Consider the following 18,269-nt stretch of genomic DNA (forward strand, 5'->3'; position numbering starts at 1 on the left):
AGCCACGGGCCCTCCCGCGCTTCTTGAACCGGGGAAACCGACCCGCCGGCCCTTCCGCTTCCCTTACCGGGAGTCGGTGAAGTTCTTCAACCCCCGGGCAAGCTGATCCAGGCCAGCGCGGAACGCCTCCTTCGAGCACCGCGCCCACCACGGGGCCAGCTTGTGTTTCGCAGCGTTCCAGGCCAGCCGCAACGCGGGCAGCGTCCACGACACCGGGGTGAGCAGATCACCGGTCAGCCCGTAGGACTGTTCGGCCTCGCGCTGCGCGAACGCGGCTTTCACCCGGACCAGACCCCAGTTGTAGGCGAACCGCCCTGCCCCGGCATGCCGGCGCAGAGCGGCAAGCCGGACGGTGTTTGGATCGAGAGCGAACCCTCTCCACCTCCCGCGACGCCAAATCATGGAAGGGTCGGCTAACGAACCGCTTGTTCCAGCAGGTAGGTACAGCGGCGGAAGAGTGGTCCGTCGTGGTGGAGCATCGCCACGATTGTTACTTCAACCGGAATGTCCGAGTAGTGGACAAGGCCGGGTCGCCGGGCCGAAGCCGCAGCTCCCCGAGCTCCGGTAACAGGACTGCTGCCGCGACCGTGCGCTCCCGCCGGACGTCGCCGTTGTCGGGCACCCGGATGGGTGGGGCGGACAGCAACGCGAGGTGCTCCTCGGGCTCCTTCCCAAGGGTCGCGAGCACCGCCGTGGCAGCCTCAAGCCGGCGGACGGAGGAGTTGCGGGCGAACACGTTGATCTCGTCGTGGGGAACGAAGTCGGGATGGAGGAAGTGGTTGGTGTGGACGGTCTGTGGCGCTTGCACGGTCCGTAGCTCGTCACCGAGGATCTCCACCCAGACCGCCCGGGTGGCATCGCAGAGCGTCAGCGACCGGGAGCTGGCCAGCCGCAGGCCGCGGAGGACGTCGAGGGCTTCCTCGACGTCCTCCGCTGTGTCGAGCAGGTGCCGGATCGCCAGGTACGGGGGCAGACCTGCCCGCCAGTCGCCACCCAGGACGAGGTTGAGCCCGATCGCGAGGCCGCGGCTGTTGAGGCCGAGGTATCCGAGCAGGCCGCCGAAGCTCAGCACGAGCGAGCGGCCGATCGGCGAGGCCAGGTCGAGGACGGCGATCTGGTCTTCGAGGTCGCCGTTGAGGTCGACGGTCTGGGCGAGCAGCGGGCCGGCGACCCGCGCGTAGGTGGTGCAGTCACCCGCGGTGGGGATCTTGGTGTAGCCGAGGATCTCGCGCCGAAGCTGGAGCAGCCAGGCCTCGTCCTCGTCCAGGCCCGCGCCGGACGCGAGCCCGGCGACCTCGGCCGCGAGCCGCGGCGTGGCGTGCTCGATCTCCGTACGGTACCGGGCGATCGTCGGGCGCAGTCCGTCCAGCGTCACCGGGTCGGGCAGCAGCCGGCCGAGCCGGCAGACGTGGTCGTCCACAAACGACCGCAGCCGCCCCGCCAACGCCGCCCCGTGGGCCTTGCCCAGCTCCGACGGCTCCCCGTCCGCCCTGACCAGGACGGTCACGGGCACGCCTTAGGGCGCTCGGCGAGCGTCTTCTTCACGATCGGCCATTCCTCGACCAGCACGCTGTAGTAGATCGCGTCGCGACGGCGCCCGTCCGGCATGGGGTTGTAGCTGCGCAGCACCCCCTCCTCGACGGCGCCGATGTTGCGCAGGCCGCCGCGGGCCTGGGTGTTCAACACGTCGGTCTTGAACTCCACCCGCAGCGCGCCCAGGCGCTCGAAGGCGTGCTCCAGCAGCAGCACCTTGGCCCACCGGTTGATCCCCGTGCCGCGGAAGTCTCGGCCGAGCCACGACCAGCCGATCTCCAGCCGAGCGTCCGGCTCGGACAGGTTGCTATAGCTCATGCTGCCCGCGACCCGGCCGGTGCGCTTGTCGGTGATGACGAAGACACATCGCCGGCCGGCCCGATGGTCGGCGAGAGATGCGTCGAAGAACGCCTCGAAGTCGGCATCGGATTCCACCCGGAAGACGAAGTACCGCCAGATGTCCGGGTCGAAAGCGATCGCCCGCAACGCTTCCCGGTCGGCCTCGGTGACGGGTGCGAGGCGGACGTGGTCGTTGTCCAGGACGGCCGGGCCGTCCGTGCGCCAGNCCACCGGTCAGGCCCCCGCTGGAGCGTGCCGGGACAGGATTTCCACGCAGTCACGCAGGGTGTGCATCCCGGCCAGATCGTCCTCGGTGAAATGGGCCATGTCGATGCCCGTGTCCCTGCACANCGAGGTCAGGAACAGGACCTTGTTCAGCGAGGTCAGCCCGTAGGTACCGGTGAGGGCGGCAGCGGGCTCCAGGTCCTCGGGGGCGATGTCGATGGTCAGCACCGCGGCCAGGTTCTCCCGGACGACGGTCTCGATGTCAGGCAGCACAGAGTCGGGCAGCACAGAGTCAGGCAGCATGGAGTCCCTTCCTCGGGTCGCCGAGCTGGCGCAGGTACACCGCTCGGATCTGCTTCCGCTTGGGTTTGTACTGAGATGTGAGCAGGCCGTTGTCGATGCTGAACGGCTCGTCGGCCACCACGGCCCGGTGGATGTACTGGTCACCGCCGAGCGCCTTGTTGGTGGCCGCGAGCTGTGCGGAGATGGCAGCGGTGTCCGCCGGCACCGACGCCGGCGAGACGACCGCCACCAGCTCGGTCTGGGCCGGGCAGTAGAGCACGCACTCCGCGATGGCCGGGCTGGCCTTCAGATGCTCCTCGATCTGCCTGACGATGATCTTCTTACCGTTGTCCAACACGATCGTGTCGTCGGCACGACCGAGAACGAACAGGAAGCCGTCGGCGTCAAGGTATCCGAGGTCACCGGTGCGCACGGTGCCGTCGGGGCCGAAGACCCGCTCGGAGTCGCCGGGCTCGCAGTAGGCGTACCGCCCGTTCACCGGGTGCTGGGCACGGACGCTGATCACCCCGTCATCGTCGATGAGTACCTGCTTGCCCGGCAGCACCCGGCCTACGCTGCCCTCCCGGTGCGCGCCCGGGTGGTTCTTGGCCACGATGCACGTCTCGTTGAGGCCGTAGCCCTCGTAGATCGGCAGACCGAGCCGGTTGAAGAAGGCAAGGGTGGCGGGATCGGCGGGCGCCGAGCCCGTCCAGAGGTAGCGGATGCGGTCGCCGAACAGGTCGCGGGCCACATCGGCGAGGTCCCGGCCGGTGCGCTGGGTGCGGCGCTCGATCTGGCTGCGGGCACCTTCGAAGAAGCCGGGCACGCCCATGACGACGGTCGGCCGTACCTGGGTGAGTGCGACAAACGCCGCCTCGTAGGTGCAGACCGTGACGTCGTGGCCGTGCAGCAGCGCCGAATACACCCAGTAGCGCTGCTGAAGCAACGACAGCGGCAGAAACACCAGCAGATTGTCGCCGGGGCCGTGGCCGAACATGCCCTGGACGGCGTCCAGCGAGCTGTCGATGCTGCCGACGGTGGCGCCCAGGCCCTTGGGCGTGCCGGTGCTTCCCGAGGTGAACTTGATCGTGGTGACCTCGTCGGGGGCGTACCTGACCGGCGGCGGGGGCACGTCGGGCAGGTCGTCGAGCAGGTCGTCGGGCAGGTCGTCGGGCAGGTCGTCGAGCAGGTCGTCGAGCAGGTCGTCGAGCAGGGCCGCGAGTTGCTCGACACCGGATTCGTCGGACGGCCGGTCGGTGAACAGGAGGGAGAGGCCGTAGCGGTCCATGAGTTCGCGGGTAGGCGCGAACTTGCCCGGTTCCAGGCCGGCGGTCTCGACCTTGAGCCGCAGGGCGGCCAGGTCGAGCACCACCCACTCGAGGCTGTTGGCGGAGAGGATGCCGATCCGGTCGCCCGCGCCGAGGCCGCGGGCGCGCAGCCTGGCCGCGACCAGGCCGGACAGTCGCCAGACCTCGGCGAGCGGGACCTCGCGGGTGCCGGCCAGCCTGGTGATGTACAGCGTCCCGCGGTCCGGGGTGGACGCCAGGAGTTTGTTGATCATGACAGGCTCCTGCTGGTCGGGCGGAAGAACGTGGTGTGGGCGAGGGTGACCTTGCTGCCCGGCGGGATCAGCTCGACCGTGCTGGGCCACTGGTCGGGCGCCGGCTGGCCAAGGGCTTCGGCCAGCCGGACGGCGAAGCGCGGCATGACCGGCGCGGCGCCGTGCGCGAGCAGTGCGGCGGCGGCCAGCTCCAGTGCGGTGGCCGTGCGCACCTCGTTCGGCATGCCGCCGGCCCGCGCCAGCACGCGTTCCCGGCGGCTGAACCGGAGCGCGTCGGCCACCAGGGCGTCCAGTTCGGCGGCGGCCTGGTTGAGCGAGAACCCGCCGGGCCGCAGGCTGGCGGTGAGCGCCCCAAGCCGGGCAGCGAGCTGGCTGAGGAACCCGGCGTGCTCGGGGGTCCAGTTGCCGGCGTCGGGAGCCACCCCGTCGTAGTGGTCGGCCACGTGCTGGCCGAGGTCGTTCAGCCAGGCCTGCCAGGTGCCGATCAGGGTGGTCGCGAGCGTGTGCTCGTAGGCGTCGAGCTCGAAGTTCGTTCGCTGCGCCTCGGGACGGCTACGGGCGAGGAAGTAGCGCACGGCGTCCACGCTACCGGCGTCGAGGATCTGCTTGCCCCAGATGGCGTGCCGGCGGCCGGTGGAGAACTTCAGGCCGTCGTAGAGGAAGAACTCGTTGACGTGGTAGTCGATGTCCGGCGTCCAGCCGGGCAGGGCGAGCTGGTAGAGCACCGGGTAGAGAATCGCGTGGTAGAAGCTGTTGTCGTAGCCGAAGAAGTGGACGATCTTCCAGTCGTCGGTCGGCTCGGCGGCCGTCCAGTCGCGGCCGATGCGCTCGCCGAGCTTCTGGATGCCGTGCAGGAAGCCGAAGGCCATCTCCGGCCATACCCAGATCACCTGGCCGGCGCCGTTCGCCTCGTGCGGGGTGATGCCCCAGTCGCTGGGGTGGCTGACCGGGATGTCGACCCGCTCCCGGCGGAACAGTCGTGCGGCGAGCTCCCGTAGCCGGGCCGGGACGCGGCCCCGGCGGTGATGGTCGAGCACCGTGCCCGCGTGCTCATGCAGCGGCAGCACGTAGCGGCGGACCGTGCCGGCAGCGGGTGCCTCGCCGGAGGGCTTGGCGACCGGATCGGCCAGGTCGACCACGGTGTTCGGCTCGCCGCACTCCTCGCAGATGTTGCCGCCGGTGATCTCACCGCAGCCGGGGCAGCCGCCGCGGACGTCGACCTCGTAGAGGTATTGGCCGGTTTTCGGGTCGAACAGCGCGGGGCCGTCGCTCGGGGCGATCGCGCCGGAGTCGACCAGCCTGGTGAAGAAGTCCTTCAGCGCGGGGACATAGCTGGGGTCGGCGTTTGTGACGGTGTACTGGTCGAGCGGGATGTCCATCAGTCGCAGGGTTTCCGCGATCTCGGCGCTGTAGTGCGCGGCCGTTTCGGCGTTCGACCTGCCTTCCCGGCGAGCGCAGTCGACCACGTAGGACTGGAAGTCGTCGCTGCCGGTCAGGTGCCAGATGTTGGCGCCGTTCATCCGTTGGAACCGGACGTAGGCGTCGGCACCCAGATACGGGCCGGAGAGGTGGCCGAGGTGGAGGTCGCCGTTGGGGGTGGGCGGCGTCGAGAAGACGAACACCGGGCGGTCGCCGTGCTCGCTGGTCACCGGGGTGGCCGAGGACACCGCGCGGGCGCCGTCGCGCCAGTACTGGGTGAGGAAGACCAGATCCTGATCCCCGGTGTTCTCCACGACGTGAGCCTCGAACGGCTCGAACAGGACGACGGTGCCCGGCGCGACCGGGTGGCGTTCGGAGCCCACGACGAACTCGCCGCGGCCGGCGACGATGACGATCAGCTCGGTTTCGTCGTGCCGGTGGTGCGCCGAGGCGACGCCCGGTGCGACCCGGCCCCAGGCGGCGCCGGTGCCCAGCCCGTCGACCGAGACCATGTCGATCCCGAATGCTTCGGAGAGCGCGGCGACGCCAAAGCGGTCGATGATCATGCGGTGTCCTTCTCGTCGAGCAGGTCGGCGGCCGCCGCGGCGATCGCGGGGGCCAGCCGGTAGCCGGAACCGCCCGCCGCGCCGGCGAACAGCACCCGGCCGTCGGCGGTGACCGGGCGCACGATCGGCGTACGGTCGGGGCTGTAGGCATCGCAGAACACGCGGCCGGAGACACAGTACGGGCTGAGCTTCGGGGCGTAACGATCCAGGATCGCCCGGCCGCGGTCGAGGTCGTCGGCGGACAGCTCCCCGGTCAGCGCGTCCGGGGTGACGTCCCAGTCGGGTGAGGTGTAGCTGAACAGCCAGTGGCCGCGGTGGGCCAGCGGTAGCAGGAACGCGTCCTCGTCGTGGAAGACGGTCGTGCGGTCGCGAGGGGTGGCGGGTCGTTCGATGTGCAGGGCGACCACTTTCTTGATCCGGACGCCGAGCGGGGCAAGCAGCTCCGGCCAGGCCAGCCAGGGACCCGGTGCCAGCACGACGCGGCCGGCGGTGAGCCGGGCACCGGTGCTCAGCGTGAGGACGACGCCGTCCGGTGCGGACCCCACGGCGGTGACCGCGGTGCCCTCCCGAAACGCCGCGCGGTCGCGGAGCCGAGCGGCCAGGAGTTGGGTGAGCGCTCCAACGTCGGCGTAGTGGGCGCCGTCGCCCTCCCAGCCCTGGTCGGCCGGACGCAGCCGCGCTTCGGGGAGGTAGTGCTCCCGGACGGCGGCTTCGTCGGTGCTGACCACGGTCAGGCCCACCGGGTGGATCGGCACCTGTGGGTCTCGCCGGCGCAGGTCCTCGTACCAGCGATGGCTGTAGGCGGCCAGCGCCCGCACCCGTGGGGTGGCACCGCGCGGGAAGTGCAGGCCGGCGGAGAACCGGGACACTCCGCCGCCAACCACTCCCCTGTCGATCACCGTCACCCGCCGGTGGGGCGCGCGGGCCAGTGCCTCGGTGGCCACCAGGCAGCCGACCACTCCGGCACCGACCACCACGACGTCGGCGTCCACATGATCGCACGCCCTTTGGCCCAGGATTTTCCCGGAAAGAAAGGCCTCCGGGCGTGCAGCTTCGCCATAATCGCACGCCCTTTGGCCCATTAGCGGGCCCCTGTCTTGGGTGACCACTCGGCGAACGCCGGGTCCTGTCCCCTGCTCCGGACGCCGCGGATCCGGTCGACGATCCGCTGGCTGCGCCAGGCGGTGAGGCTGAGGTTCGGGTCGGCGAGGCCGCGCTGCGTGCGGACGGCATTTTGCAGGAACAGGTTCCGGTCGGCCGGGCCGTCCCAGTTGGCGGCGAAGTCGGCGTCCACCTGATACTCGTCGTCCTCCCGCGCCAGGCGTTGCTCCAGGGGTGCCAGGAAGTCCATCCGGGCCGGCTGGAACCCGGTGGCCCAGATGATCACTTCGGCCTCGAAGATCTCCAGGCCGCCGGCCAGGTCGTTGTGCTGGACGGAGATGCTCCAGCCGTCCGGCGAGCACGCCTCGACGCTGACCACCTCGCGGTTGGGGTAGAGCCCGGTGAGCTGCGGGGCGCCCGTGATGAACCGGTGGACGTAGATCTGCTGATAGATTTCCCGGGCGGTGGACTCGGAGATGCCGTCGCTGGTCAGCACCTGCTGGCTGTTGAAGTCGGCCCGTACAGCCAGGTCGAGCTCGGCAAAGTAGTCGGAGTGGCAGGGCATGTAGAACTCGTTGGTGAACGGCGAGTCGTCGATCGGGAAGTAGTTGCGCCGGCGGGACAGCCACGACACCCGGTGCGGCAGTTCGCTGTCGGGCCGGGAGATCAGGTCGAGGAACGCCTCGGCGCCGGACTGGCCGCCGCCGATCACCGCCACCCGCTTGTCGCGCAGGCGGACGGCTTTCGACCTGAACTCGCTGACGTGGAACTGAGTGCTGCCCAGGTGCGGGCGGGCGAACATCGGCACCCACGGCACGGTGCCGACGCCGACCACCACGTTGTCGGCGAGGAGAGCGCGCTTGTCGGTCTGCACGACAAACGCGTCGCCGGTGAAGTCGACGGCCTGCGCCTCCTCGCCGAACACAACGTTCTCGTTGCGACTGCAGGCCCAGCCGAGGTAGTTACGGAACTCCTCGCGGGGCACTTTTTCGAACTGTGCGTTGAGGTAGTGGTAGATTCGCCCGCGGTCGTGGAGATAGGCTATGAACGAGAATGGACTGGTCGGGTCGGACAGGCTCACAAGGTCCTTGAACAAGGACACTTGGAGGGTCGCTCCAGGGATGAGCTGATCGTCGTGCCAGGTGAATTCGGCCTTCCTGTCGATGACCAGGTTCGGCATCCCTGGGTCACCGTGCAACAGGGCTGCCAGGCTCAGGTTGGCCGGTCCGGCCCCGATTCCGACACAGCGGTACCGCGGAGACTTACTCCCCATGAGAAGAGCTCGCTTTCAGCGTTCGGACAGACGAACTTACATTCGCTCGTGAAACCGGCCGCGCGGGCCCAGGGCGTCAGCGATGGCGAGGCGCAGCACCTCGGAGGCGCCCTCGTAGATCCGCAGCGACCGGATCTGCCGGTACAGCCGCTCCGGCAGGCTGTCGTGCACCAGCCCGGCCGCGCCGTAGACCTGCACGGCCGCGTCCACGACCTGCTGGGCGGCCTCGGTGGCGTACAGCTTCGCGATGCTGGAGTGCCTGGCCAGCGGGGCGCCCCGGTCGGCCTCCCAGGCGGCCCTGGCCACCAGGAGGGCGGCGGCGTTCAGCCGTACCTCGACATCGGCGAAGCTGGCCTTCACCGTCGGCAGGTCGAACAGCCGCCTGCCGTACGCGGCCCGTTCTCTGGCCCTGGCCAAAGCGGCGTCGGCGGCCCGGCGGGCGAAGCCAAGCGCCGCGGCGCCGACGGTGAGGCGGAACCGTTCGAGCAGCTCCATGGCCACGACAAACCCGCCGCCGCGGGGGCCCAGGACGGCGTCGGCCGGGACCCGGCAGCCGTCGAACTCCAGTCGGGCGATGTCGCGTTCGGCCACCATGTCGATCGGCTCGATCCGCAGGCCCGGGGTGCCGGCCGGGACGAGCAGCGCGGTCAGGCCCAGCGCGGCCGGGCCGTCACCGGTGCGGGCCACCACGCAGAAGACGTCGGCGCCCGCGGCGCCGGCGATCCACATCTTGTTCCCGTCCAGGACGTACTGCGCGCCGTCCGGCACGGCGCGCAGGGCGAGCGCGGCGACGTCCGAGCCGGCCTGCTCCTCCGACAGCGCGAACGCACCTGCCAGCTCGCCGCAGGCCATGCCGGGCAGCCAGCGCCGCTTCTGCTCGTCGGTGCCGTGGCGCTGGATCGGCCAGGCGGCCAGGACCTGGATCGAGAACGCGAAGTCGGCCAGGTCCTCGGTGTAGGCCAGGGCTTCCCTCGTCAGACACAGGCTGCGCAGGTCGGCGGGCTCCAGCAACCCCGCGGCCCCCAGCTCGCGCAGCACGCGGGCGCCGTACTTCGCCGGCGCGCCGGTCCGGGCTGCCGCCGCCAGATCGGCGCGGGTGTCCCAGAACCTGCCGAGCGCCTCGGCCAGCTCGCGGTGTGACTGCTCGTAGAACGGCAGCGCCACCAGCTCCGGGTCCAGGCTCATGCGGCGGCCCGCCCTGCCATCAGGCGCCTGGCCAACTGCGGCTCGACGAAGAACGCGAACGAGGCGTAGCCGCGCCACACCCGCTGCCAGGCTCGCTCGACGGCAACCGGGCCGGCAGTGCGGCCGACGTGGTCGAGGTAGCCGACGATCAGGTCGGTCGCCTGGCGGGCGTGGCCGGCCGAGACGTTGTCGATGGACAGATGCGCCGCCTCGTAGGCGATGTCGAAACGGTGGTGGCGCATCTTCTCCATCTCATGCAGCCGCAGCTCGCCGAGGCCGAACATCTCTACCCCCAGGCTGTAGCCGAGGATCTCCTCGTAGCGGGAGTCCGGGAACAGCGCCAGGCTGAGCTGGTAGGTGGCGTACGGGTAGGTCAGGTCGGGCAGCTCGGCCTGGGTGAGGAACTCCTCCGAGCGCGGGTGCGGCAGGTGGATGTCCATGCTGGCCAGGGCCTGCTGGATCAGCGTGATGTGGTTCTTGGCGATGTCGCCGCGGCCCATCTCGTCGGCGTAGATGGCGAACAGCGGCCCGTCGCTGGGGCGGTGGAAGCGGCCGGTGTTGCCGATCCGGTGCATGCAGGCGCCGTCGACGAGGTTGCCCAGCGCGAACCGCTTCTGGTTGTTGATCACGTTCTTCCTGGACGGGATGTCGGTCAGCGGCCGGAAGGGCTCGACGAGCTTCGTCCAGTAGAGGGTGTCCACCCGCTCCCACAGCGCCTCGGGGCTGTAGTCGAACCAGCTGGCGTCGGTGTAGCGTCCGGCGGCTCCCAGCTCGAACATCCCCTCGGCCTGGGCGAGCACCCGCTCGACGCGGCTGCGGGCGGCAGCCAGCACGCTGGGGAACCGCTCGACGTTGACCAGGCGGTACAGGAACTGACGCTCGTCGAGAGCCGGCGGCTCGGCCGCGAGGACGTCGCCGGGGTCGCCGGCCACGAGCGCATGCTGCCAGGCAGCGGCACCCTCGTCGCCGGCGGTGCAGGCAGCCAGGTCGGCGCCGGGTTCCTCACCCGCGGCAACAGCGGCCGCCCACCGCCCGATCGTGCGCGCTTCGGCCTCGTCGAAGATCCCGAACATCGGCCCACCGAACGTGATCGCCCTGGTGAAGCGGCAACCGCCGGCCCGCAGCGGCTTCAGCTGGCTGGAGGAGCGGAACTGACGGATGAACGCCGCGGCGTCGAACGCCGGGTCGGCGAACAGGTCGCGCAGCGGGGTACCGGAGATCTGCACCTTGTGGTGCTGGCGGCCCGCGTACGGTGCGTGCCTGGCGACGATCAGCGCCACTCTGGCGTCGAGTGACAGGCCCTGGTGCCAGCTCGCGAGATCGTCGAGCATCGCCACGTGCGCGCTCTCCAGACGCACGACGAGCTGGATCGCCGCGAGCAGCCGCGCCCGGTCGGCCGGGCCGGTAGGCGACTGCTCGGTAAGCGCCAGATACTCCGCCAGCAGCGGCGCCGGATCGTACCCAGGGCCGTCCACACCGGGTGGGCCGTCCACACCGGATAGTGCGGCGTCGGTGCCCAGTGCCCGGAAGGCGCAGTGCACGCCGACCACCTCGGGCAGGAAACTGGCCGGCAGCCGGGACAGCGACAGGTAGAAGGCGGCCGTCACCACGGTGAGCGGCCGGGCCTGCGCCGCGGTCAGGAAGTCGGTGGCTGCCAGGTCAGGGAGCACCACGCCGTGCTCCGCCAGCAGCCGGCGGCGCTGATGGGCCAGGGTGCGCTCGGCCACGCCACGACCCAGCAACTCCAGCTGCTCGACGCCCAGCCGGTTGACAATCACGGCGGGNTGGGNAGCTGGCTGCGACACGGTGTCCAGCCAGCAGCCTTCGATCAGCGCGAGCGGGGCACGCTGCCGCAGCACCGCGGCCACAGTCTCAGCCGAAGCGGTGCGAAGCCGAGCGGCGACCCCCGCAATCGCCACGCGGGAGCCGGCCAGCTCGGCGAGCACGTGCTCCCGGTCCGGACCGGCCTCCCTGGCCAGACCGGCTTCCCTGGCCAGGGAAGCACTGTCCGGCAGGAACGCGGCGAGCACCCGGCGGGCGGCCACCAGCGTCGCCTCGGACTCCTGCTCGACCAGCAGCTGGCGGTACAGGGCGGCCGGCGGCCCGGCCACGGCCGCGGCTGCCTCGGCGGCCGCGGCCGGGCCGCACTCGAACGGTCCCAGCGGCAGCGAGGTCGTCAGGTCGGTCATGCGGCTTTGCTCCTCGCGGCCAGGTGAGCGGCGAGTCCGTGCATCTTCCCGGTGGCCTCGAACGCCTGACCGCGGCAGTTGAGGTGCAGCCTGTCGCTGCAGTAGATGCCCGCGTCGGCGCAGAGCGGATGGTCGGTGAACGAGACGAAGATCGCGCCGTACTCCTGGGACACCTCCCGCGTGATCCGGGTGACGATCCTGGTCGCCTTGCTGAACATCTCCCCGTACTTCTCGGAGACGATGCCCGCCTGGCTGATATCGAGCATCCCGATGGTGAGGATGTCGGCACCGGTCACCCTGACCCTGGAAACGATCTCGGTCAGCTCGGCGCGCACGGTGACCGGATCGAAGCCCGGCCTGATGAAGTCGTTGCCGCCGCCGGAGAGGAACACCAGGTCGGGCCTGAAATCCAGGGCCGGCCGCAACTGCGTCTGGCGGATTTCGGTCAGCGTCAGATCGCGTTTGGCCAGTCGAATCTCGTCGAGGTCAGGGTGAATGCGGTGCAGCACGGCACTGATCCGGTCCACCCAGGACAGATCCTGGTAGCCGGGCACAGCTTCGNGTATTCCGGTCGAGATGCTGTCACCGATCACCGCGATCCGCTTCCACGGCGCGCCCGCCAGCAGCTCCACACCGGCTTCGGTGGAGATGACGTATGGGTCGGTGGCTTCGGTCAGTTCGGTCATCCCTCGTCCTCGCAGTCGTCGTCGCCGTCGTCGGACCCGGCGCCGACGGCTATGACCGCGGACACTTCCCGCTGCCGAGTGGCAAACTCCAGCCTGGCGATTTCGTCGGCGATCCGCTCGTCCTCGGCGCTTATCTCGGCCCCGTCGACCCGGCTGAACCCGAGGACGCCCAGCTCACGCAGGCTCTCCTGCATCCTGGGGCCGAACAGGTTGATGTCCTTCAGCGTTGGGACAATCCGGGTGAACACCCGGCGCCGGAATTCGCGCTGGGCGGGCGAGCGGTTGGCCAGCGCGATGCATTCTTCGGCGCCGTAGTCGAGTTTGCGCCACATCTCCTCGCCGACGAACCGGTCCTTGAGCACCCAGCACGCCTCGACCGCGAAATCCTCCCGCTCACGCAGTTCGGCGGTGCTGAGCTGACTGTAGTAGTCGCGCAGTGCCAACCGTCCGAACGCGACATGACGCGCCTCGTCCTGCAGCACGTAGGCGTTGAGCGCCTGCGCCAGCGGATCGCGCATCCGGTCGCGCTGGATGCTGAACGCCGCCAGCGCCAGGCCCTCGATCATCACCTGCATGCCGAGGTAGGTGATGTCCCAGCGGCTGTCACCGATGATCGCCTCAAGCAGGCCGCGCAGACCGGTGGAGATCGGGTAGTGCACTTTGATCTTTGCCTGCAGCATGCGCTGGTACGCCTCGACGTGCCTGGCCTCGTCCATCACCTGCGTGGCGGCGTAGAACTTCGAGGCGATGTCCGGCACGGCCTGGACGACCTTAGCCGAGCACACCAGGCCGCCCTGCTCACCGTGTAGAAACTGGGAATAGAGCCACCCGGCTATGTGCTGGCGGACGGTGGTCCGCTCCGCCTCCGGCAGGCGCTCCCATACCCGCGTCCCCGCGATCCAGATGAACTCGTCGGGCAGGCCGAGCGGGTTGTCCGGGTCGACGTCGTGGCTCCAGTCCAGCTGCGTCTCGGCGTCCCACTGGCGCTGCTTGCCGCGGGAGTACAGGTTCAGCATCTGTTCGGTGCCGGCGTCGTAGTCCCAGGTGAACAGCGCGTCCCCGCCGAGCGGAACGGCCCAGCCACCAGCCAGCTTCGCCATCGTGTCTGACTTCATGACCACTCTCTTCAGGTCTCTTCAGATCTCTTCAGGCTCGGCTGACGACAGCGCGCCGAAGACGTGAGGACACGGCCCCGAAGGCCCACGCCGCCGGCGGCGTGCCGTCCGGCCGCAGGAACAGCGCGGCCGGCTCGGCCACGGCGCACGGCAGCAGGCGGTTGAACCGGCTGCCACGGCAGGCCGCCCGGAACTCCGCCCCGCCGTCCCGGCCATGCTCGGCCGCGAGGTAGGCGAACGCCGGGTCCAGGGCGCGCCACTGACCGTCGAGGTGGACCTCGCACCAGCCGTGGTCGTTGCCGACGAGGCCCAGCAGGAAGCCGCGGCGGGCCCGCGCCTGGAATCCTNCGNCCCGCNGCNGGNNGGNGAGGNCCCNCCCCGCCACGACGCAGTCGGCGACACCCAGATCCCAGGACCGTCGGTGGTCGGTGCGCAGCGGCTCGGCGATCGCCTGATAGCGCACCGCGCCGCTGTCGAAGGCACCGAGGACGTCATCGAACGCCGCGCGGATCCGGCGGTCGGCGATGTCGAAACGCTCGCCGGTGAGCCGGACGCGCACCTGGTACGGATCGACCTGATAACCCTCGGCGACGACCGGCCGCGGCAGGTCGGCAGCCGGGTCGTCCAGGAGCTCGACGCCCTCGGCGTCGAGCTCCGGGACCGCCACCTGGAAGGTCTCACCGGTNGGTGCCCGGTGTACCGCAACCGTCCAGTCCAGGGGCACGAACCAACTGTCCGGCTCGGCCGCCACGAACCGCATGAGCAGCCGCCTGGCTAGTTCGGGCACCGTGGTGCCGGTGCCCGAGTGCAGCGCCGCGTTGGCGACGTCGGTGTAGTCGAGCAGGCCGTCGACCTGCCGCAGGCCGAGCGCGGCGACCCCGGCTTCGTCGGTGCACAGCACGGTGGCCGCGTCGGCGAGGGTGGTGTCGAAGACGGCCAGGTCCGGCGGGGTCGGCTCGAAGCGGAGTCTCACATGAGTTCCTTGATGAGCTCGGCAAGGTCACGCGCGGTAACTGCCGCGAACGGGACGTCGTCGGGAATCGCCACACTCAGTGCGTCCTCGAGATCCACCACCACGCTGAGGATCACCACCGACTCGATCTTCGGTAGCAGGTGCATGGGGAGATCCAGGTCGATGTCGGCCTTGTCCATCTGCAGCCGGTTGGCCAGGGCGGTGGCCACCGCGTCCTCGACGGTCTGCATACTCATGAGGCGTCCTTCACGGTCTTCTGGTAGAGGTCCCTGGCGGCTTGGCGGCGAACCTTGCCGGAGCTGGTGTGCGGGATGGAGCGGACGGGCACGGGGTGCACGAACGCCACCCCGGGGCCGAGCTCAGCGGAGATGGCCGCCTCGACGGCACTCGTCAGAGCGGCGGCCTCCGCACCCTCGAGCGGCGTCTCGACGAGGACCGCGAGGTGCTCGAAGCCGCCGTCCCTGGCCTGGAGGGCGGCGCAGGCCCGGACGTCGAAACCCTGGACGCGGCGCGCGATCTGCTCAACGTCTTCGGCGTAGTAGTTCTGACCGCGGATGATTGCCATGTCCTTGAGGCGGCCGACCAGGAACAACTCGCCCTCGGCCTCGAACCCGAGGTCGCCGGTGCGCAACCAGCCGTCGGAGGTGAAGGGCTGTTGGTCGGCGGGCAGCCCGAGGTAGCCGCCCATCACGGCCGCGCCACGGATCTGGACCTCACCGACCTGACCGGCACCCGGGGCGTCGATCCGGAAGGCGATGCCCGGCGCCGCCGAACCGCAGGCGACGACCTCACGGGCGTTGTCGGCCTCCGGGGCGACGCGGGCGACCTCGTCGCCCGGCGCGAGGGCGAACCGGTCGACGGTGAGGTGCCACGGCAGGTCCTTCGGCGTCGCCCAGCTGACGACGAGCGTGGCTTCGGCCATGCCGTAGCACGGAAGCATCGCCTCGGGCCGGAACCCGTACGGGCCGAACACCCGGTTGAATGCCTCCAGCGTCGACCACCGCACGGGCTCGGCGCCGTTGCAGGCGGCCCGCCACCCGGACAGATCGAGTCCGTCGGGAGCGCCGCCGGCTTCGACCGCGTCGACCATGCGCTGATAGGCGAAGTTGGGCATGGGCAGCACGCTGGCGCCGGACGCCGCCGCGCCAGCCAGCCACCCGCGGGTGTCCCGGAGGAAGTCGGTGGTGCGCCAGAGGTTGACTGAGCAGCCCCTGGCCAGGTGCGCGAGCATGCCGAACAGGCCCATGTCGTGGAACAGCGGCAGCCAGATGCCGATCTCGTCGGTCTCGGTCAGGCCCAGGCCGTCGGCTATGGCCGCCAGGCCGGCCAGGATGGTGCCGGCGGTCAGCGCGACGCCCTTGGGCGCCGAGGTGCTACCGGAGGTGTACTGGATCACCGCGAACTCGTCGGCCGGGTTCTCACCGACCGGCCCGGCCGGCTCGGGTACCTCCGTGATCTCGGGTACCTCCGTGATGTCGTCCAGCCGGACGTTCGGCAACGTTCCGAGCCGGCTGAGCAGGTGCGCGCTCTGGCCGTCCACCAGCAGGGTCTCCAGCTCNGCGTCCTCGATGACGCGGCGCAGGTGCTTCTGGTAGCCCTCGCTGCTCCCGAACGCCACGGGGAGGGCGATGGGCACCGCGGCAGCCCCGATCCGGAAGCACGCGAGCAGCCCGCGCAGCCAGGGTTCGCCGTTGGCCATCAGGATGCCGACGCGACGCCGGCCGGCGATCACTGTTGCCGTCCGCTCGGCGTCGGCCAGCAGTTGCGTGACGGGTACGGATCGTCCCTCGAACGGCAGGTGCAGTGCCGTCTTCGGGCGGGCGTTGGTGCCTACCGCATCCCAGAGCGCGCTCACCAGGTCTCCCCCTTGCCCGAATAAACGAAATAACGCCCCAAATCGGGAGATTGACGGAATCAATGGAAGCGAAACACAAGTTACGTCAGAGCGCAAGAAGGTTACTAATCTTCAATCAATCGTTCGATTTCGACGATCTTTGCCGTGTTCCTTGAACCGGTATCTGGGTGTGCGGAGCTGGTGCGCGCGACCCGTGTCGGGTACGCGTGGGGAAAGCGGCGCTTCGCTCGCGCCGCGTCACCCAGGGCGCCGCGAGCCACCTCACAGCACGGCTACAAGCCGTCACCGATCACAACGTAGCGCGATCTCTGCGCGGCCCTGGGAGTTCGGGTACCCGTTCGCGCTCGGCCTGATGGCCTTGGTGTCCATTATGCCGTACGTGATCTTCAGGCAGCGGCGGTGGCCGTGACCAGCGCGCGGAGAACGAGGGCGTCGGCTGGCCCACGTAGCGTGAGGTTGCCGCCGGTGTGGATCGCGCAGCCCGCTCCGACTGCCTCGATCAGCTGGTCACGTATCGCNCCGCAGGCTCGTGAGCGGCGGCTCGTACGCGGAAACTGGGACGTATGGCGAGCGGCAGACTGCGGATCTACCTCGGCGCGGCGCCCGGGGTGGGCAAGACCTACGACATGCTCTGTGAGGCTCAGCGGCGCAAGGCACGCGGAACGGACGTCGTGGTCGGGCTGGTGGAGACCCATGGGCGACCGCGGACCGCCGCGTTGCTGGACGGATTGGAAATCATGCCCCGCCGCACGGTCTCCTACCGCGGTGCCACCTTTACCGAGATGGACGTGGATGCGATCCTGGCCCGCGCGCCAGCGGTGGTGCTCGTCGACGAGCTGGCGCACACGACCGTCCCGGGGTGCCGGAACGCCAAGCGCTGGCAGGACGTCCACGAGCTGTTGAACGCGGGCATCGACGTGCTGTCGACATTGAACATCCAACATCTGGAGTCACTCAACGACGTCGTGGAAAGGATCACCGGAGTCCCGCAGCGGGAGACCGTGCCGGACGCAGTGGTACGCGCCGCCGAACAGGTCGAACTGGTCGATATGACACCGGAGGCGCTGCGGCGGCGGATGGTCCACGGCAACATCTACGGCCCAGACAAGATCGACGCCGCGCTGGGCAACTACTTCCGAGTCGGCAATCTGACCGCGCTGCGGGAGTTGGCGCTGCTGTGGCTGGCCGACAAGGTGGACGAACAGCTCGATCACTACCGCACCGAGCACCAGATCTCCGGCATCTGGGAGACGCGGGAGCGGGTGGTTGTCGCACTGACCGGCGGCCCTGAGGGCGACACGCTGATCCGCCGGGCGGCGCGGATCGCGGATCGCGCCAAGGGTGCGGACCTGCTCGCGGTCCACGTCACCCGATCCGATGGCCTGGCCGGTGCGTCGCCCGCGCACCTGGCCCGGCAGCGGGTGTTGGTGGAGAGCCTGGGCGGCAGCTACCACCAGGTGGTCGGGGACGACATTCCCATCGCGCTGCTTGAATTCGCCCGAGCGGAGAACGCGACCCAGCTCGTGCTAGGCGCGAGCCGGCGCGGCAGGCTGGCCCACATGATCGACCCTGGTATCGGCGTCACGACAACGAAACTGTCCGGGCCGATCGACGTGCACCTGGTCACCCATGAGGAGGTGGGCAAGGGGCGGCTGCTGCCCCGCCGGGCCCGTGGGCTGACCCTCCGGCGGCGGCTTGCCGGTGTCCTGGCCGCGGTCGTGCTGCTGCCGCTGCTGACCCTTGCGTTGACGCACCAGCGGACCGGTCTCAACCTGACCAGCAACGTGCTGGGGTTCCTGATCGTGGTGGTCGCTGTGGCGCTGGTGGGCGGCCTGCTGCCGGCACTGCTGGCCGCGGTCGGCGGCTTGCTGCTGCTGAACTACTACTTCATCCAACCAGTACACCGCTTCATCGTCGCTGAGAGTAACAACGTTCTCGCGCTCCTGGCGTTCCTGGCGGTTGCGGNG

At 69.9% G+C, this 18,269-nt stretch carries 14 protein-coding genes and 2 pseudogenes (1 of these 16 running past the window's edge); 1 reads left to right on the top strand and 15 read right to left on the bottom strand.

The window, feature by feature from the left end:
- The 15 genes and pseudogenes from CED_RS22280 to CED_RS07385 form a co-directional block, all read right to left on the bottom strand.
- A pseudogene (locus CED_RS22280) lies at positions 1-402 on the bottom strand (helix-turn-helix domain-containing protein); the annotation flags it as partial.
- An 88-nt stretch (positions 403-490) separates the two neighbouring features.
- Positions 491-1,513: a C45 family peptidase gene (locus tag CED_RS07320; protein ID WP_035909427.1), complete on the bottom strand. Its 1,023-nt coding sequence runs from the start codon at positions 1,511-1,513 to the stop codon at positions 491-493.
- Positions 1,504-2,103, bottom strand: a complete 600-nt coding sequence (locus tag CED_RS07325) for a GNAT family N-acetyltransferase (protein WP_035909428.1) — start codon at positions 2,101-2,103, stop codon at positions 1,504-1,506. Before CED_RS07325 ends, CED_RS07320 begins: the two co-directional genes overlap by 10 nt.
- 3 nt (positions 2,104-2,106) lie before the next feature.
- On the bottom strand, positions 2,107-2,400 hold the full coding sequence (locus CED_RS07330; protein WP_084680725.1) for a hypothetical protein: 294 nt from the start codon (positions 2,398-2,400) through the stop codon (positions 2,107-2,109).
- Positions 2,390-3,940 carry an AMP-binding protein gene (locus tag CED_RS07335; protein ID WP_035909431.1) on the bottom strand — a complete coding sequence of 517 codons (1,551 nt, stop codon included), beginning with the start codon at positions 3,938-3,940 and terminating at the stop codon, positions 2,390-2,392. The genes CED_RS07330 and CED_RS07335 overlap by 11 nt, the downstream gene beginning before the upstream one ends.
- Entirely contained in the window at positions 3,937-5,925 is a 1,989-nt protein-coding gene (locus CED_RS07340; RefSeq protein WP_011437657.1) for a class I tRNA ligase family protein, read from the bottom strand. The genes CED_RS07335 and CED_RS07340 overlap by 4 nt, the downstream gene beginning before the upstream one ends.
- On the bottom strand, positions 5,922-6,917 hold the full coding sequence (locus CED_RS07345) for an FAD-binding oxidoreductase (RefSeq protein WP_035909436.1): 996 nt from the start codon (positions 6,915-6,917) through the stop codon (positions 5,922-5,924). The genes CED_RS07340 and CED_RS07345 overlap by 4 nt, the downstream gene beginning before the upstream one ends.
- Before the next feature lie 89 nt (positions 6,918-7,006).
- Positions 7,007-8,299 carry a lysine N(6)-hydroxylase/L-ornithine N(5)-oxygenase family protein gene (locus tag CED_RS07350; RefSeq protein ID WP_035909438.1) on the bottom strand — a complete coding sequence of 431 codons (1,293 nt, stop codon included), beginning with the start codon at positions 8,297-8,299 and terminating at the stop codon, positions 7,007-7,009.
- Between the two features lie 36 nt (positions 8,300-8,335).
- Positions 8,336-9,484, bottom strand: coding sequence for an acyl-CoA dehydrogenase family protein (locus CED_RS07355; protein ID WP_011437660.1), 1,149 nt, complete (start codon positions 9,482-9,484; stop codon positions 8,336-8,338).
- A complete protein-coding gene (locus tag CED_RS07360; protein WP_035909441.1) occupies positions 9,481-11,673 on the bottom strand; it encodes an iron-containing redox enzyme family protein in 2,193 nt (730 codons plus the stop codon). Before CED_RS07360 ends, CED_RS07355 begins: the two co-directional genes overlap by 4 nt.
- Positions 11,670-12,359, bottom strand: a complete 690-nt coding sequence (locus CED_RS07365) for an SGNH/GDSL hydrolase family protein (protein ID WP_035909445.1) — start codon at positions 12,357-12,359, stop codon at positions 11,670-11,672. Before CED_RS07365 ends, CED_RS07360 begins: the two co-directional genes overlap by 4 nt.
- On the bottom strand, positions 12,356-13,474 hold the full coding sequence (locus tag CED_RS07370) for a ferritin-like domain-containing protein (RefSeq protein WP_011437663.1): 1,119 nt from the start codon (positions 13,472-13,474) through the stop codon (positions 12,356-12,358). The genes CED_RS07365 and CED_RS07370 overlap by 4 nt, the downstream gene beginning before the upstream one ends.
- Before the next feature lie 31 nt (positions 13,475-13,505).
- Positions 13,506-14,447: pseudogene (locus tag CED_RS07375) on the bottom strand (transglutaminase).
- Positions 14,444-14,683 carry an acyl carrier protein gene (locus CED_RS07380; RefSeq protein ID WP_011437665.1) on the bottom strand — a complete coding sequence of 80 codons (240 nt, stop codon included), beginning with the start codon at positions 14,681-14,683 and terminating at the stop codon, positions 14,444-14,446. Before CED_RS07380 ends, CED_RS07375 begins: the two are co-directional and overlap by 4 nt.
- Positions 14,680-16,302, bottom strand: coding sequence for an AMP-binding protein (locus tag CED_RS07385; protein WP_023840423.1), 1,623 nt, complete (start codon positions 16,300-16,302; stop codon positions 14,680-14,682). Before CED_RS07385 ends, CED_RS07380 begins: the two co-directional genes overlap by 4 nt.
- 563 nt (positions 16,303-16,865) lie before the next feature.
- Here CED_RS07385 and CED_RS07390 point away from each other — a divergent pair.
- Positions 16,866-18,269, top strand: the 5' portion of a protein-coding gene (locus CED_RS07390) for an ATP-binding protein (RefSeq protein ID WP_035909448.1). The gene runs 1,161 nt beyond the window's last position; 1,404 of the gene's 2,565 nt are visible here — the first part of the coding sequence; it begins with the start codon at positions 16,866-16,868; its stop codon lies beyond the right edge, outside the window.

This window comes from Frankia sp. CeD (assembly GCF_000732115.1).
Classification (GTDB): domain Bacteria; phylum Actinomycetota; class Actinomycetes; order Frankiales; family Frankiaceae; genus Frankia; species Frankia casuarinae.

What these genes read in the sequence shown, in the direction of transcription:
- CED_RS07335 (WP_035909431.1), bottom strand. Translation starts at nt 3,940, where the DNA reads ATGATCAACAAACTCCTGGCGTCCACCCCGGACCGCGGGACGCTGTAC.
- CED_RS07340 (WP_011437657.1), bottom strand. Translation starts at nt 5,925, where the DNA reads ATGATCATCGACCGCTTTGGCGTCGCCGCGCTCTCCGAAGCATTCGGG.
- CED_RS07350 (WP_035909438.1), bottom strand. Translation starts at nt 8,299, where the DNA reads ATGGGGAGTAAGTCTCCGCGGTACCGCTGTGTCGGAATCGGGGCCGGA.
- CED_RS07355 (WP_011437660.1), bottom strand. Translation starts at nt 9,484, where the DNA reads ATGAGCCTGGACCCGGAGCTGGTGGCGCTGCCGTTCTACGAGCAGTCA.
- CED_RS07370 (WP_011437663.1), bottom strand. Translation starts at nt 13,474, where the DNA reads ATGAAGTCAGACACGATGGCGAAGCTGGCTGGTGGCTGGGCCGTTCCG.
- CED_RS07380 (WP_011437665.1), bottom strand. Translation starts at nt 14,683, where the DNA reads ATGAGTATGCAGACCGTCGAGGACGCGGTGGCCACCGCCCTGGCCAAC.